Annotated in this window: 18 protein-coding genes; 13 read left to right on the top strand and 5 right to left on the bottom strand. The window is 29.3% G+C overall.

Annotated elements, in window-relative coordinates; all coding sequences use genetic code 11:
- Positions 1-6: 6 nt before the first annotated feature.
- From napG to purU, 10 genes are all read left to right on the top strand, one after another.
- Positions 7-747 carry a ferredoxin-type protein NapG gene (napG, locus tag OT390_RS04055; protein WP_002859812.1) on the top strand — a complete coding sequence of 247 codons (741 nt, stop codon included), beginning with the start codon at positions 7-9 and terminating at the stop codon, positions 745-747.
- Positions 744-1,526, top strand: coding sequence for a quinol dehydrogenase ferredoxin subunit NapH (gene napH, locus OT390_RS04060; protein ID WP_074470854.1), 783 nt, complete (start codon positions 744-746; stop codon positions 1,524-1,526). The genes napG and napH overlap by 4 nt, the downstream gene beginning before the upstream one ends.
- On the top strand, positions 1,523-2,047 hold the full coding sequence (locus OT390_RS04065) for a nitrate reductase cytochrome c-type subunit (RefSeq protein WP_074471030.1): 525 nt from the start codon (positions 1,523-1,525) through the stop codon (positions 2,045-2,047). Before napH ends, OT390_RS04065 begins: the two co-directional genes overlap by 4 nt.
- Before the next feature lie 4 nt (positions 2,048-2,051).
- A complete protein-coding gene (locus tag OT390_RS04070) occupies positions 2,052-2,966 on the top strand; it encodes a WD40 repeat domain-containing protein (protein ID WP_032587067.1) in 915 nt (304 codons plus the stop codon).
- The gene (locus OT390_RS04075) at positions 2,959-3,297 is read left to right on the top strand and encodes a chaperone NapD (RefSeq protein WP_002852435.1); all 339 of its coding nucleotides are present in this window, start codon (positions 2,959-2,961) and stop codon (positions 3,295-3,297) included. Before OT390_RS04070 ends, OT390_RS04075 begins: the two co-directional genes overlap by 8 nt.
- 9 nt (positions 3,298-3,306) lie before the next feature.
- Positions 3,307-3,480: a Sec-independent protein translocase subunit TatA2 gene (gene tatA2, locus OT390_RS04080; protein WP_002859817.1), complete on the top strand. Its 174-nt coding sequence runs from the start codon at positions 3,307-3,309 to the stop codon at positions 3,478-3,480.
- A gap of 78 nt (positions 3,481-3,558) precedes the next feature.
- Positions 3,559-3,807 carry a tetratricopeptide repeat protein gene (locus tag OT390_RS04085; RefSeq protein WP_002859818.1) on the top strand — a complete coding sequence of 83 codons (249 nt, stop codon included), beginning with the start codon at positions 3,559-3,561 and terminating at the stop codon, positions 3,805-3,807.
- Positions 3,804-4,295 (top strand): CiaD-like domain-containing protein, encoded by a 492-nt coding sequence (locus OT390_RS04090; RefSeq protein WP_002856776.1) that lies wholly within the window; start codon positions 3,804-3,806, stop codon positions 4,293-4,295. Before OT390_RS04085 ends, OT390_RS04090 begins: the two co-directional genes overlap by 4 nt.
- Positions 4,264-5,382 (top strand): CCA tRNA nucleotidyltransferase, encoded by a 1,119-nt coding sequence (locus OT390_RS04095; protein WP_020246962.1) that lies wholly within the window; start codon positions 4,264-4,266, stop codon positions 5,380-5,382. Before OT390_RS04090 ends, OT390_RS04095 begins: the two co-directional genes overlap by 32 nt.
- Positions 5,379-6,203, top strand: coding sequence for a formyltetrahydrofolate deformylase (purU, locus tag OT390_RS04100; RefSeq protein ID WP_002859821.1), 825 nt, complete (start codon positions 5,379-5,381; stop codon positions 6,201-6,203). The genes OT390_RS04095 and purU overlap by 4 nt, the downstream gene beginning before the upstream one ends.
- On the opposite strand, the gene OT390_RS04105 is transcribed toward purU, so the two are convergent.
- On the bottom strand, positions 6,200-7,474 hold the full coding sequence (locus OT390_RS04105) for an aminotransferase class V-fold PLP-dependent enzyme (RefSeq protein ID WP_079346773.1): 1,275 nt from the start codon (positions 7,472-7,474) through the stop codon (positions 6,200-6,202). The two genes, purU and OT390_RS04105, sit on opposite strands and share 4 nt — an antisense overlap.
- A 35-nt stretch (positions 7,475-7,509) precedes the next feature.
- Between OT390_RS04105 and OT390_RS04110 the strand changes: the two genes are divergently transcribed.
- The 3 genes from OT390_RS04110 to OT390_RS04120 all read left to right on the top strand — a co-directional run bounded on the left by OT390_RS04110 (position 7,510) and on the right by OT390_RS04120 (position 10,844).
- Complete coding sequence (locus tag OT390_RS04110; RefSeq protein WP_002859822.1) at positions 7,510-8,388, top strand: DUF234 domain-containing protein; 879 nt, start codon at positions 7,510-7,512, stop codon at positions 8,386-8,388.
- A 3-nt stretch (positions 8,389-8,391) separates the two neighbouring features.
- A complete protein-coding gene (gene flgS / locus OT390_RS04115; protein WP_002935456.1) occupies positions 8,392-9,411 on the top strand; it encodes a fla regulon two-component system sensor histidine kinase FlgS in 1,020 nt (339 codons plus the stop codon).
- Positions 9,412-9,509: 98 nt separating this feature from the next.
- Positions 9,510-10,844, top strand: coding sequence for a Cj0814 family flagellar-dependent secreted protein (locus tag OT390_RS04120; protein ID WP_406611518.1), 1,335 nt, complete (start codon positions 9,510-9,512; stop codon positions 10,842-10,844).
- Positions 10,845-10,901: 57 nt separating this feature from the next.
- Here the strand turns inward: OT390_RS04120 and OT390_RS04125 are convergent, their stop codons facing one another.
- From OT390_RS04125 to OT390_RS04140, 4 genes are read right to left on the bottom strand one after another with little or no spacing between them, the layout of a single operon-like run.
- Positions 10,902-12,329: a UDP-N-acetylmuramoyl-tripeptide--D-alanyl-D-alanine ligase gene (locus OT390_RS04125; RefSeq protein WP_052800247.1), complete on the bottom strand. Its 1,428-nt coding sequence runs from the start codon at positions 12,327-12,329 to the stop codon at positions 10,902-10,904.
- Positions 12,330-13,049, bottom strand: a complete 720-nt coding sequence (locus OT390_RS04130) for an alpha/beta fold hydrolase (RefSeq protein ID WP_032580973.1) — start codon at positions 13,047-13,049, stop codon at positions 12,330-12,332. It abuts the gene before it with no gap.
- Position 13,050: 1 nt separating this feature from the next.
- Complete coding sequence (locus OT390_RS04135) at positions 13,051-13,266, bottom strand: type II toxin-antitoxin system Phd/YefM family antitoxin (RefSeq protein WP_002852622.1); 216 nt, start codon at positions 13,264-13,266, stop codon at positions 13,051-13,053.
- Positions 13,267-13,325: 59 nt separating this feature from the next.
- Complete coding sequence (locus OT390_RS04140) at positions 13,326-14,366, bottom strand: D-alanine--D-alanine ligase (protein WP_032582892.1); 1,041 nt, start codon at positions 14,364-14,366, stop codon at positions 13,326-13,328.
- Positions 14,367-14,371: the final 5 nt, after the last annotated feature.

Consider the following 14,371-nt stretch of genomic DNA (forward strand, 5'->3'; position numbering starts at 1 on the left):
GATTAAATGAAAGGTAGAAGAGAATTTTTTGTTAGTGCTTTTAAGGCTGCATGTTTATGTACAGGAGGTGGATTTTTGGCTAATTTGGCTTTAAAAGCCGATGATAATTATACCTTGCGTCCTCCTGGAGCTGAAGATGAAGCTAGATTTTTAAGCAAATGTATTCGTTGTGGGCTTTGTGTAAAAGCCTGTCCTTATGATACTTTAAAGCTTGCTAGCTTGTTAGATAGTCCAAAAAATGGCACGCCTTTTTTTAAGGCAAGAGAAATTCCTTGCTATCTTTGTAAGGATATTCCTTGCATTAGAGAATGTCCAACTGATGCTTTAGATAAAAAGCATTTAGAGCAGGGTATAGAATCTTTGAAAATGGGTATTGCTATTGTTGATAGTGCTTCTTGTGTGGCACACTGGGGAATTCAATGCGATGCTTGTTATAGAGCTTGTCCTTTGATAGATAGGGCTTTAAAACTTGAGCTTAAACGCAATGAACGCACCGCCAAGCACGCTTTTTTACTACCTAGTGTGGATCATGAAGTGTGTGTAGGTTGTGGGCTTTGTGAACTTGCTTGTATTACTGAAAAACCGGCCATTCGTGTTTTGCCAAGGGAGTATGTATTGGGAAAAGCAGGATCTCATTATGTAAAAGGTTGGGATGAAAAAGATGAAGGTCGTATAAAAAATGCAGATACTTCAAAACATTTTGATGCTAAAAAAGCAACCAATTATTTAAATGATGGAGAATTGTGATGAAGTATTTAATTGCTAGACGCATCGTTCAGCTTGGAATTTTAGCGCTTTTTAGTTTTAAAGCTACAGATTTTATCTTGCAGGGAAATTTAAGTTCTTCTAGACTTTTTAATACCATACCTTTAAGCGATCCTTTTGCGGTTTTGCAAATCATTCTAGCAAGCTGGAGTATAGATTTAGTGGCTTTAATAGGAGCTTTGATTATATTTTTTATCTATGGTTTGCTTTTAGGAAGGGTTTTTTGCTCTTGGGTTTGTCCTGTTAATTTAATCACAGATTTTGCTGCTTTTGTGCGAAATAAATTAACCCTTAATAATAAATTTTTAATTTTGCCTAAAAATTTACGCTATTTTGTATTGGTCTTGGTTTTAGTCCTTTCTTTTGTATTTTCATTGCCTGTGTTTGAAAGTTTTTCTTATATAGGAATGATACATAGAGGGATTATTTTTGCTACAAGTTCTTGGATTTTTGTAGCCTTTATACTTTTTTGTATCGATACTTTTTTAAGTCCTAGGGCAATTTGTTCACATTTTTGTCCACTAGGAGCTTTTTATGCTTTTATTTCTCGTTTTGCTTTGCTTAAAATAAAGCATGATAGTGATAAATGCACTAAATGTTATGAATGTATCCGTATTTGTCCTGAAAAACAGGTTTTGTGGATGGTTGGAAAAGAAAGTACTAGCGTGAAATCAGGAGAGTGTATAAGGTGTGCAAGATGTATAGAAGTTTGTAATGATGATGCTTTGAATTTTAATATTTTTGATTTAAGGAATAAATAATGAAGAAGAAATTGGTTTTATTAGGAAGTGCTGCAGTGGTATTTTTTGCCGCTTGTGCAATGAATAGTGGGGTAAGTTCGGAACAAATTGGACTTAGAAAAGCAAGTTTAGAAAATGAAAATAAAGTAAATTTAGTGGAAGCAAATTTCACAACTTTACAACCTGGGGAATCTACTCGTTTTGAGCGTTCTTATGAAAATGCACCACCATTAATTCCGCATGCTATTGAAGATTTGTTACCTATAACTAAAGATAACAATATGTGCTTAAGCTGCCATGATAAGGCTATAGCAGCAGATGCTGGTGCAACTCCACTTCCTGCTAGTCATTATTATGATTTTAGACACAATAAAACCACAGGAGATGTGATTAGCGATAGTCGTTTTAATTGCACTCAGTGTCATGTTCCACAAAGCGATGCAAAACCTTTAGTGGGAAATAACTTTAAACCTGAATTTAAAAATGAACAATTAAAAAGTCGTTCAAATTTAATTGATGTGATTAATGAGGGTGTAAAGTAAATAAATGAAAAAATTTCTTTTTATTTTGAGTCTTTTTTGTGTTTTGTCTTATGCTTATGAGCTGAAATTAAATGCTAATATAACAGCTTTAAAGCTTGATAAGCAAAACTTATATATAGGCACTGATAAAGGTGAAATTTTACAATATAACATTAAAGATAAAAGTTTAAAAGAACTTTTATCTTTACCAAAGATTAAAAATTATTATGGTTATGATTTTGCTAAGATTTATAACATTGATGTTTTTAAACATACACTTTTAATACTTAGCGAGGGTGATTTTGGTGCTAAAAATTTAAGTTTTTATAAGGAAAATTTACAAATCAAAAAGCTCGAAGAAAATAGCATAATAAAAGCATTTTTTATCAATGAAAACACTTATCTTTTGATTTCTATTGGTTCTGAAATAGAATTGATTGATAAAAGTTTAAAAAATATAAAAAAATTTAATTTTTCCCATTCTAGTCTTAATGATGCAGTTTTAAATGAAGATAAGAGTAGACTAGTTGCAGGTTTTGAGAGTGGCGAAGTAGAACTTTTTGATTTGAAAAATTGGAAGATGTTAAAAAACTATGATAAAATGCATAAAGATAATATCTATCAAGTAGATTTTAAAAATAATGTTATTTTAAGTTGTGGAACGGATAGGCGTATAGGAGTTGTAAAAAATGAAGAGCAAAATTTTTTGCAAAAAGATTTTTTGATATATACTTGTGCTTTAAGTCCTAGTGGAGAATTCGCTGTTTATAGCGATAATGAAGCTGGAGTTAGTGAAGTTTTTAGCACAAGTGATTTTAAGCCTGTTAAAACTTTTAATAATGAAAATTTGATGAGTGAGTTTATTATTTTTTTAAACAATAAAGATTTTATCGTTTCAGGCTTTGGTGATAGTATAATGTTTAGGAGTATTGATGAATAATCTTTCTAGTGTTTTGATTTTAGCAAAAGAAGAATATATAAATGATTTAAAAAAGGCTATATCTGAAATTCCTTTTTGTTCTGTAGAACTTTGTGAAAATGAAAAGATTATAGTTGTGATTGAAAGTGAAAATTTAGAAGATGAGTTAAACTCTTATAAAATGCTTGAGAAATTGCCAAATATTATCAGTATTAATATGGTTTTTTCTTATCAAGATTTAAATGATGATATCCAAAAAGCAATCAATAGCGGCGCAATAGAAACGATAGAAAAAAATGAAAATGCTGAGAATGTTCGCTACTATGGTAGTGTATTTAATCAATTTTCTTAAAGTGTAAAGATGGTATTTTTAATCCCATTGCTTATTATAATTGGTGTTATTTTTGGAATTGATTATGTGTATTTTAAAAATCAAGATTTAAAAGCGCAAGTTAAAAAAGAACAAAAAGAATTAAATTCTAGTTTAGAGAAAGAAAAAAAAGAATATATAGAAAAACTGTTTAAAACAAAATAGACATTAAAAAACATCTTATTTTCTTAAAGATAAATTAAAAAGCTTTTTGCTAGAATTAAAGAAAAATTTTAGGAAACAGTGATGAAAAATACAGTCACTGAAGCTTCTATCTATGAGGCTCAAGGGTTAAAAGACGAAGCTTTAGAAATTTATAAAAATATCTTAAAAGAAGATCCGGATAATCAAAACGCTATCGATGCGGTTCGTCGTCTTAGTGGTTTTAGATCCAAGCATAAAGACTTAAACACTCAAATGTTGGATTTTTTTATTAATATGAAAAGCGATGAAGAAATTAATGAATTTAAAAGGTGGTTGATAAAAATATGAATTTGGAAGATTTAGCTAAAAAAACCATTAGCGAAGTTAGCTCTATCATGGAAGAGCAAAGAAGACAAAATGAAATTTTAAAAGAACAAGAATTAAATAGAAAAACTGAAATAAAAGATGAATTACCACCTATGGAGTTTGTATGCGAAGAGCTTGATACTCCGCAAGACTTAGAAGATAAAATTTCTATGGCAAAATTTGAAGAAGAGCAAAAAATACAAAATAATATTGAAATTTCTACTCAGGAAAATAAAGAGTTTAAAAAAGAAGAGCCTTTTTTACAAAGTGAAATTTTAAATCCTAGTGTTATGACAGAGGTTCAAACGCTTAATGAGGATATTTTTTTAAAACATCTTAGAGAGAGAATTTTAGTTCTTTTTGAAGGTTTAAATAGCATAAAAAAAGATGATCTTGAAAATAGGTTAAACTTGACCATAAATTTTTTAGAGTTTTTACTTGCAAATATCGAAGATAAGCTTAAAAAATAATCCCGATTTACAGTTTATTGCTGAGTTTTTAAAGCCTTATACCAAACGAGCGTATTTGGTTGGAGGTAGCGTTAGGGATTTGTTTTTAGGCTTAAAAATTTGTGACTATGATATAGAGCTTTATGATATAAAACCTAAAGATTTTGAAAAGATTATGCAAAAATTGGGCGCACAAGGCTTTGGAAAAAGTTTTTTTGTGTATAAGTTTAAAAATTATGATTTAGCTCTTGCTAGAACCGAAAATAAAATAAGCTATGGACATAAAGGTTTTGAAGTTCAAATTTGTAATGATGAAAAACTTGGCGCCAAAAGACGCGATTTTACCATAAATTCTATGATGATTAATCTTTTTAACGATGAGTTTTTAGATTTTTATGGAGGATTAAAAGATCTAGGAGCAGGCTTTTTAAGGCATATTGATAAACAAAGCTTTCAAGAGGATAGTTTAAGAGTATTAAGAGCAGTAGTATTTGCTTCAAGGTTTAACTTTAAGATAACTAGCGAAAGCTTGAAATTGATGCAAAGTATGGATATAACTGATCTTAGCAAAGATAGGATCAATGCGGAGCTTTATAAATTCTTTAAAAGTCCTAGACTTGATGTCGGCTATAGATATTTGCAAGAACTTGACTTAGAAAAACAGATTTTCGGCTTTGAGAGTATTTTTAAGAGTTTGGAATTTCAAAATTTGCTCAGACAAAGTAGAGAATTTGTAAAAAGCGATGCTTTATTCTTGTATTTGTATTTGAATTTTTTTAATTTAGAAAAAGATATATTTTTTAAAAGAACCAAACTTCAAAAAGAATACCTAAAATACGCAAATCAAGCTTTTTATCTTGATGATATAAGTGATTTTGAGCTAGCAAAAATTGCTTTTGAAATGCCTTTGAAGGAATGGCTTGGACTTTGGAGTAAAAAGCGTATTGAGCAAGCTAAAAGATTAGGGCTTTATGAGAATAAGTTTGAAAGTAAAATTTTAGCAAAAGATTTCATAAATGCTGGATTTTGTGGTAAAATTCTTGGCCTAAAGCTTCAAGAAGCAAGAGAGAATGAATTAAAAGAATATATAAAAGGTTTAGCTAAATGATTTCTGTATTAAAAATTTGCACCAAAGATCAAAAAGGTTTAATCTATAGAATTTCTGATGTTATTTTTAAATATCATATCAATATAGTAAAAAACGATGAATTTGTAGGCGAAGGAATGTTTTTTTTTCGTGCTCTTTTAGAAGGTGAGTTTGATAAAGAAGCTTTTATAGGAACGCTTGAGGCTATGCTTGGACAAGAAGCCTTGATAGAGCTTTGCGAGAAGAGAAAAAAAGATATTGTTGTTTTTGCTACTAAAGAAAGTCATTGTTTGGGAGATTTGCTAATAAAGCATTATAGTAACGAACTTGAAGCAAATATCAAAGCTGTGATTTCAAATCACAACTCTTTAAAGGATTTAGTTGAGAAATTTGAAATTCCTTATCATTTTATCAGCGCTGAAAATTTAGATCGTAAAGAGCAAGAAAATCAGATTTTAAAATGTCTTGAACAATATAAATTTGATTATTTGGTTTTAGCAAAATATATGCGAATTTTATCTCCTGATTTTGTTAGGCATTTTGAAGGCAAGATTATAAATATTCACCATTCTTTTTTACCTGCATTTATAGGAGCAAATCCTTATAAACAAGCCTTTGAAAGAGGGGTTAAAATAATTGGAGCTACGGCACATTTTGTAAATAATAATCTTGATGAAGGTCCTATTATCACTCAAGCTGTTTCGCCTGTAAACCATGAATTTACTTGGCAAGATATGCAGCAAGCAGGTAGAAATATAGAAAAAGATGTTCTTTCAAAAGCACTTGATTTGGCTTTTGAAGATAGAATTTTTATATATAATAATAAAACTATAATATTTTAATGTGATAATTTTATTATAGTTTTATTTAAAGCATTAAAAAAATAATCAATATCCTCTTTTTCATGCGTATAATGCAAGCTTATTCTTAACCAACCTGGTTTTGTTTTAAGTTTTTGATTATCTTTTAAGCCTAGCAAATCATGACCATAAGGCCCAGCACAAGCACATCCAGCGCGTGTTTCTATGTGGTATTTTTTACTAAGTTCGTAAGCGATATCAAAAGGAGAAATTCCTTTGATATTGAAAGCAAAAATAGGCAATCGGGTTTTTAAATTCTTTGCGTATAAAATTAAATTAGGTATAGTTTTTAGTTTTTCAAAAAAATAATCTTTTAGAATTTCTTCTTTTTTTTCTATATTTTTAATCCCTATAGAATCTTTGATTTTAAAAGCTAAGCTAGCGCGAATGAGTTGTAAAATTCCAGGTGTTCCTCCTTCTTCTAAAGCTTCTTCATTGCAAAGGTAGCATTGTGAAGTGCGAGAAACATAGCCCACAGTTCCACCTGCTGCAAAGCTAGGCTTGTTTCCACAAAGATCTTTTTTGATAGCTAAAAGTCCAGAACCGCCAATACCACCGATTAATTTATGAGAACTTATAAACAACGCATCATAGTATTGACAAGATATGTTTTTATAGGGAATGAAACTAGATGCATCAAAAGCAACTATCCCTTTAAATTTACGAACCATTTCAGAAATGCGTTTGTAATCACTTAATATCCCAGTAACATTTGAAGCTAAAGAAAAGCTAGCGATTATTTTTCTTTTTTTGTTTTTTTGTAAAGTTTTTTCTAGAAAATCAAAATCAATTTCCCCATTTTTATCCAAGGGAATTCTAATACATTCGCACAAGCCTTCTCGAAATGAAAGTTCATTAGAATGATGCTCATAAGGCCCTACGATAACTAAAGGTAAGGTATTTTTATCAATTTGCGTAAAATATCTTTCTTTTACAAGAGGGGGAATGTAAATGCCGATCAATTCTTGAAATTTTTTAATAGCACTGCTTGATCCTGTTCCGCAAGCTATAAGGGCAAAATTTTCATCTAATGATAAACTTTTTTTTATATCTTTTCTTGCTTGTTCGTAAGTTTGTTGAGTTTTAAAAGAATTCAAAGAGCTATCAGAATGTGTGTTTGCATAGGTTGGGAGAATTTTTGAAATTTCTTTTTCTACACATTTTAGAGCTAAAGCACTTGCTGTGAAGTCAAAATGCAAAATACCTTTTTTTAAGATCAATTCTTTTTTTAAATCTGAAATTTGCAAATACAATCCTTATAAAAATTTGCTAAAATTATACTATAAAAATGCTTTATAAAAGGAAAAATATAAAATTTAAGAACTTTGTAGATTTGCATAAGAATTTGTCTTTAAGCAAGCTTTTTGATTTTTATAGTGTGTTTGAAGGTTTTGAAAAATTAAACATTTTAAATTTTGAAGACGATGTATTTACAAATATAGAGCGAATTTTGCTTGATGATTATCTAAAAATTAAAAGTTATTTCGCCTTGGATGAAACAAGTTCTTACGCTCTTACTTTACTAGCTAAAAACAATCGCAAGCGTTTTTCTATCAATAGAAAAATTCAACATTTTAAAGCTTTATCTACACTTAAATATCTTTTAGAAACAGGTATAATAAAACTTGAGTATAGTAAGGAAGCTAAAAAAATAAAAGATAAAAGACAAAAAATCAAAAAAGAACTAAGATCTTATGTTGTCCAAGATAAGATTATATTTAGCAACCATTTTACTCGTTTCTTTTTTTATTTTTTAAAGCCCAATGAAAAGCTTATTTTGCAAAATCGTTATAAAGAAGTTTTAGAATGCATTAAGGAAAAATTTGAGCTTTATCAAAGTTTTTGTTTTGAACAACTTTCTAGAGAATTGCTTGAGAAAAAATTCAATATCAACGGAGTGCAAAGCTACTGGGATAAGAATTTAGAACTTGATCTTTATTATCAAAATGAAAATTTGTGTTTTGTCGGAGAAGTTAAATTTAAAAATAAAAAAATTTGTAAAAATATTTTAAATCTTTTAAAATCAAAAGTAAAGTCTTTAAATTTGACTCCAAATTATTACATTATAATCTCAAAAAATGGTTTTAGCAAGGAATTTGATAAAATATGCGAACAGAATTTGCTTTTACTTGATTTGAATGATTTTAAGATTTTATTAGAGGAATGATAAATGAATGAAAGTATTTTAAAAAGTTTAGACTCAAATGAAAAAGAAACCCTACAAAAAGGCTTAGAAAGTCTTATAGAACAAACTTATGTAATAGAAAATGAATACAAAACTTTAAATGAAAACTATAATTCCTTACGCGCAATGGTTGATGAGATTATAGAGGTATTGCCTAGTGCGCTTTGGATTTTAGATAAAGAAAAAAATATTATTTTACAAAATCAAGAAGCCTTGAAAAATCCAAAATTACTTAGTATCATTAGTCTTGATAAAATTCGCGATGAGCTTGAATTTGAAGGTAGGTTTTATGCGGTAAAAATCATAGCACATAATGAAAAAACTATAGTTTCAGCTACAGATATTAGCGATGAAAAACGCAATGAAAGGCTTGCAAGCATGGGTAGTGTAGCGGCTCATTTGGCACATGAGATAAGAAATCCTATTGGATCTATATCTTTGCTTGCTTCAACCCTTTTTGCTCGTAGTGAGCTTAAAAATAAGCATATAGTTCTTGAAATCCAAAAGGCTATTGCTAGAGTAGAGCGTATCGTAAATTCAACTTTACTTTTTACTAAGGGTGTGCACATCAATGCTTTAAATTTTAATCTTTTAGAGTTAAAAGAAGAGTGTGAAAGTGCCATTAACTCTTATAATTTCACTTCTCAAATAGACTTTGAAATATCTTTTTTGGATAAGCAGATTTGTGCTGATAAAGCTCTTCTTGGTTTGGTTTTGCAAAATTTGATTTATAATGCTATTGATGCGATAGAAGAAAGCGAATGTGAAAAGCCTATGATTAAAATTTTAGCAAGTTGTGATAATGAAAAAATATGCATCAGAGTGTATGATAATGGTTGTGAAATAAAAGATGAGAAATTGGTTTTTGAAGCTTTTAAAACAACAAAACTTAAAGGCAATGGGCTTGGCTTGTCTCTTTCTAAAGAAATCATAAACGCTCATAAAGGAGAGTTAAGTTTTCAAAGCGATCCTAAGAATTTTTATTTTACCTTGCCTTTGATGTGATAAATATTTTCTTTTCACCCCAAAACGGAACAGATTTTGCTTATATTATTTTAATATATTTAGATTGAAGGCAAAAAAATCTAAATCAAGGAATTAATATGAGTATCTTTAGCATTAATGATAACTCAAATTATAATTCTATACTTTCACAAGTAAAAGCTAATAAAGAAAGTAAAGAAAATTCTAAAATAAGTTTTGCTAATGCTTTTTTAAAACAAAATGCTAGTAAGTTAAGCGATATAGAAAGTAAAAATTCACAAACTCTAGCAAGAAGTGAAGTATTAAATTCTACTAATACAACAAATACTAGCAATAACACTAATCTTAGCATTAATAATACCACTCAAACAGCTTCCCCTAATTATAATATATCAAGTGAATTTAAAAACTCTATTTATACTCTAAAATACAAACAAGCAGATATAAGCACTTCTACCAATACAGCCTATGGTTATAGTGTAGATAAAGATGGCTATATGGGAAGTGATTTTAACAAAGCTGCGGGACTTCCTGAAGATTTTAAGATACATAAATCTACTTTGGATGAGATATATAACTTTAATGAAGCACAATATCAAGATATAAAAGAACAGCTAGGAATTTCTCGCTATTTTACCAATATCGATATGGCTGATACCATAAAACAATACTATAATCAATTTAATCAAATTGTTAATCATACTTTTAATGATACCAATAAAACAAGTTTCACTGAAGCAGATATAAATTCTATGCCCAAGGGTTATATTTCTGTTGGCTATAAAGGTTTAGATTTTTCAGATCAATCCAATCCTTATAATGCATTAGGACTAGTTAATCATTCTAACACAAAAGTAACTAATGTTTTTAAAACAGATGATGAATTTCATGAAGCTCAAGCAATACAAATGGGAATGATGGGTATTGATTTTTATTCGCAAAAATTAAATATATCAACTCAAAGTTTATCACAAGGAGCTTTAATGGAAGGTGGATTTAATCCTGATATGTCAGTTTATCCACAAAATGAAGATGGAAGTTATTCTAAAGAAGCTTTGTTTATGAGCTTTTTAAAATCAGAAGGTGGTTATATGGTTGCAGGAAAAAATACAACTATTGCACCGCAAGCAATGAATTATAATCTTAATGTTGCCAAACAAAGTATTCCAAAATACTCTAATGTAGATTTCGATGACATCATGACAGGCAAAGTAGATTTTGCAAGTTTATTAAAAGGTTATGCACAAGATGGCTGGCTTGATGCAGATATATATGCAATGGATAAAGGAGTTGCTTGGCAAAATGCAAGCATAGGTTATGGTGGAGCTTGGTTTGATAATCAGTTTAATCAAGCAAAAGCTAATGGTTGGAAAGCAAGTAACCAAAGTATAGACTCTTATGTTAATTCTATAATGGATAGATTAAATAATCTTATAGGGCAGACTAGGGTTTAGGAAGTATTTGCACGAAGTCAAATTGAAAATGATGACATTTGCAAATACTTATGCAAATCACATAAAGCTAGGTGCATCGTTTGAAAAGAGTATCAAATCTCCGTGTTTTGTTTCTTTAGCTAGAGTTTGAACTAGCTGACTCTTTTCTTTAAGTATAATGGTTTTTATTTTTAACTCTTTTTTGAAAATTTCAGCATTGATTTGTGCACTAATGATAGCAAGATCAAAACACTCATTGATGATTTTAGCAAGTTTTATATTTTCTTCTTCGCTTACTTCTACTATACCAGGACTTACTAAAACTTTGCGTCCTTTATAGCTTTTACAAAGTTTATAGCTTGTGCTCATACCTTTAAAATTTCCATTAAAACCATCATCTATGATAAATTTAGGCTCTCTTGAAAGCACTTGCAAGCGATGTTCTACGGAATTTATATTTAAAACTTGCTTTTGAATTTTTTCTAGTTTTATGCCAAGATAATGAGCACAAAGTATACAAACACAAAGATTTTGCGCATTAAAATCCCCTAAAATTTGACTTTTAAAATCATAGGATTTATTTTCTATATCGACTTTAAATTCTAAACCTTCAAGACTTGAATGAATAAGACTTAATTTCTCATCATAAAGGCTGATGAGTTTATCTTCTTCTTTTTGGGTGCTAGAGTGTAAAAAAGCCTTTTCTAGTCTTTTGGAATTTAAGGCTTCAAGTTTGGTTGAGCGGATATTTTCAACACTTTTAAAATACTCTAAATGTGCATTGCCTATCTCTCCTACTATGCTGATGTGAGGTTGTAAAAAACGAGTGATTTCATCAATATCGCCTTTAAGTCTAGCACCTGCTTCAGCTATGTAAATTTGAGTATCTTGGCTTAAATTGGTGTTGATATCAGCAACTATGCCTAGCAAGGTATTGACAGAGCGTGGTGTTTTGTAGCTTTTAAAGTCATCTTTTAAAAGTTCGTATAAAAAATTTTTAATACTTGTTTTTCCAAAACTTGCGGTAATGAGTATGATTTTTAAATTTTCATTGGCTCTTAGTTTGGCTTTGGCTTGTTTTTTATAATATAAATTTGTAAAAAACTCATAAATTTTAAGACTAAATAAAGCAAAAGGAAGGCTAAAAAGATTAAAAAGAAAAGAAAAACGCAAAGCAAGGATAGCAAAAATAGCATTATAAACAAAAACAAAAACAAAAAACCATTTAACCTTACTTGTAAAAACAAGCTTTTTATCTATACCTTTGTTCCAAAAATACAAAATCGGAGTATGGATCAATGCAAAATATGCCAAAGAGTATAAAGGAAAAGCTAAGAATAAAAAATAAGGAATAAATAAAAAATACAAATGCCACAAAGGTTTATGATAATGAAAAAACACGCGTTTAAATTTATAAGAATACCATTGTAAAGCACTCATAAGATAAAAAGCTATACAAAAATTAAAAAATAAAGAATTAATAAAATAAAGAGTATTGACAAGCATTTAAATTTCCTTAATTTTTTGAGCTATGAAAGCAGAATGTTTTAAAAAGAAAAAATGATTTCCCTCTAAAGGATAAAAAGTGCTATTTTTTAAAAATTGATGCATTTTTTCACCACAATACAAAGGCGTAGATTCATCGCTTTCCCCCCAAAAAACCAAGCTTTTAGCCTTTTGCTTGGCAAAAATTTCACTAAAATCCTCATCAACAACCCTTTTAAAGGTTTCATACATCATAGGACTAAGATTTGCTCCATCTTTACTAGCAAAATAGCGATAAAATTTTCCCAAACCAAAGAGTTTTAAAATTTTAAAAATACGGATTTTAAAACGCACTTTTAGAGATTTTTTAGCCAAAATTCCTGCACTTGAAAGTAAGATTAGAGTGTCTTTTTCTTTTGCGAGTAGGGTACTTACTTTTCCGCCAAAAGAATGCCCCATGAAAAAACAGACATTGAGTTTTTTTTGTTTTAAAAAAAGTTCTGTGATATTGGCGTAATCTTGAGTGTTTAAAATTTCTTCCACGCTTGAATTTCCAAAACCCGCCAAATCCATATAAATTTGACAAAAATCTTTTAAAAAAGGACAAAAACTTTGCTTCATAAGTTCTTTATTAGCTCCCCAGCCGTGTAAGATAAGTATTTGCGGTAAGGAAAGATCGCCTAAAATTTCATAAGAAATTTGATAAGTTTTGTTTTTATAAGAAAGTTGAGTTTGAGCCATTTTAAGCCTTTTGATTTTTGTAGATATTTTCTAAAAGTTGCATGGCATTTTGTAAGCGTTCAAATTCTTTCATACTAAGCATTACAGCTTCAAATTTGTTATTTTTTAAAATAACTATTTTTCCACTTTCACTTTTTTTGAGTTTTTCCATAATGGGGCTAAAATTTCTTACCACCTCGGTGGCAGTGTAAATTTCATCTTGTTTAAAAGAGAGCATTTTTCTTCCTAAAATACGCTAAATTTTATGTATAATTTAGCGTATTTTGACTTAAAAGCTTATAATTTTCCTTTTTGTCCGTTGATGGAGTGAAGGAAGTTGTAGTTGATTTTTATCATTTTTTCAAGTGAAATTTGATCAGCTAAAGCGTTTAAAGTGGTATTAAAATCTTTAAAAAGATAATTAGCCAAAGAACCAGGATTTGGGTTGATTTCATTTAAATATATTTCATTATCCAGTATAAAAAAATCGCAGCGTATTAAAGCACCTTTAAACAAAGGATTGTAGATCTTTTTAAAACTGTCTTTGAGTTTTTCTTTTAATTCTTCGCTTAAATCCGCTTCTATAAGCTCATTGTGTCCTGAAAAGCTAAGATATTTTTGTTCAAAGTCTAAAAATTCTTTTTTCTTTGGCTCTTCTATGATGGAAAAAACAAACTCATCATTGATCATACATCCTGCAAGATTGTATTCTTTGATATTGTTTTTAAATTCTTCCACTACAAGATCATTATCAAATTCAAAACCTACATCTTTGGCATATTCTAAATCTTTTTCATCTTTTACTATGCTAATGCCTATACTACTTCCAAGTCTTGCAGGTTTGATAATGCAAGGAAAATTAAGCTTTTCTTTAGAGTTTTGATTTTTTCTTAGCATGGTATAATCAAGTGTTTTTACTCCAACGCTTTTGGCATAAAGTTTGGTAAGTTCTTTGTTGAAAGATAATACACTAGCTTCAAGCCTAGGTCCTATAAATTTAATAGAATAAAACTCAAATAAAGCCGCAATTTTTCCATCTTCTCCATCTCTACCATGGATAAGATTGATCACGCATTCGCACTCTAGTTTATTTTCTTTTAAAAAGCCTTTGCTAAAAAAACCTCCTTGTTTGATGAAAAGTTCTTTTTCTTTTTTATAAGCTTTGGTACTAAAAGTTTTAGAATTCATTTTTTCACTTGGGATATGATAAAATCTTCTTTCTTCATCACAAAAAATAAATTCTAAATTTTGATTGATAACTTTTTTAAGTACTACAGCACTTACTATACTGATCTCATGTTCATAAGAATTTCCGCCAAAAAGTATTGCAAATTTCATTTTAT

Source organism: Campylobacter sp. CFSAN122748 (assembly GCF_045277125.1).
GTDB lineage: Bacteria > Campylobacterota > Campylobacteria > Campylobacterales > Campylobacteraceae > Campylobacter_D > Campylobacter_D jejuni.

Bases quoted from the DNA above. Each gene is read 5' to 3' on its own strand.
- napG (WP_002859812.1), top strand. From the start codon at position 7: ATGAAAGGTAGAAGAGAATTTTTTGTTAGTGCTTTTAAGGCTGCATGT.
- OT390_RS04070 (WP_032587067.1), top strand. From the start codon at position 2,052: ATGAAAAAATTTCTTTTTATTTTGAGTCTTTTTTGTGTTTTGTCTTAT.
- OT390_RS04075 (WP_002852435.1), top strand. From the start codon at position 2,959: ATGAATAATCTTTCTAGTGTTTTGATTTTAGCAAAAGAAGAATATATA.
- tatA2 (WP_002859817.1), top strand. From the start codon at position 3,307: ATGGTATTTTTAATCCCATTGCTTATTATAATTGGTGTTATTTTTGGA.
- OT390_RS04090 (WP_002856776.1), top strand. From the start codon at position 3,804: ATGAATTTGGAAGATTTAGCTAAAAAAACCATTAGCGAAGTTAGCTCT.
- purU (WP_002859821.1), top strand. From the start codon at position 5,379: ATGATTTCTGTATTAAAAATTTGCACCAAAGATCAAAAAGGTTTAATC.
- OT390_RS04110 (WP_002859822.1), top strand. From the start codon at position 7,510: ATGCTTTATAAAAGGAAAAATATAAAATTTAAGAACTTTGTAGATTTG.
- flgS (WP_002935456.1), top strand. From the start codon at position 8,392: ATGAATGAAAGTATTTTAAAAAGTTTAGACTCAAATGAAAAAGAAACC.
- OT390_RS04120 (WP_406611518.1), top strand. From the start codon at position 9,510: ATGAGTATCTTTAGCATTAATGATAACTCAAATTATAATTCTATACTT.
- OT390_RS04125 (WP_052800247.1), bottom strand. From the start codon at position 12,329: ATGCTTGTCAATACTCTTTATTTTATTAATTCTTTATTTTTTAATTTT.
- OT390_RS04130 (WP_032580973.1), bottom strand. From the start codon at position 13,049: ATGGCTCAAACTCAACTTTCTTATAAAAACAAAACTTATCAAATTTCT.
- OT390_RS04135 (WP_002852622.1), bottom strand. From the start codon at position 13,266: ATGCTCTCTTTTAAACAAGATGAAATTTACACTGCCACCGAGGTGGTA.
- OT390_RS04140 (WP_032582892.1), bottom strand. From the start codon at position 14,366: ATGAAATTTGCAATACTTTTTGGCGGAAATTCTTATGAACATGAGATC.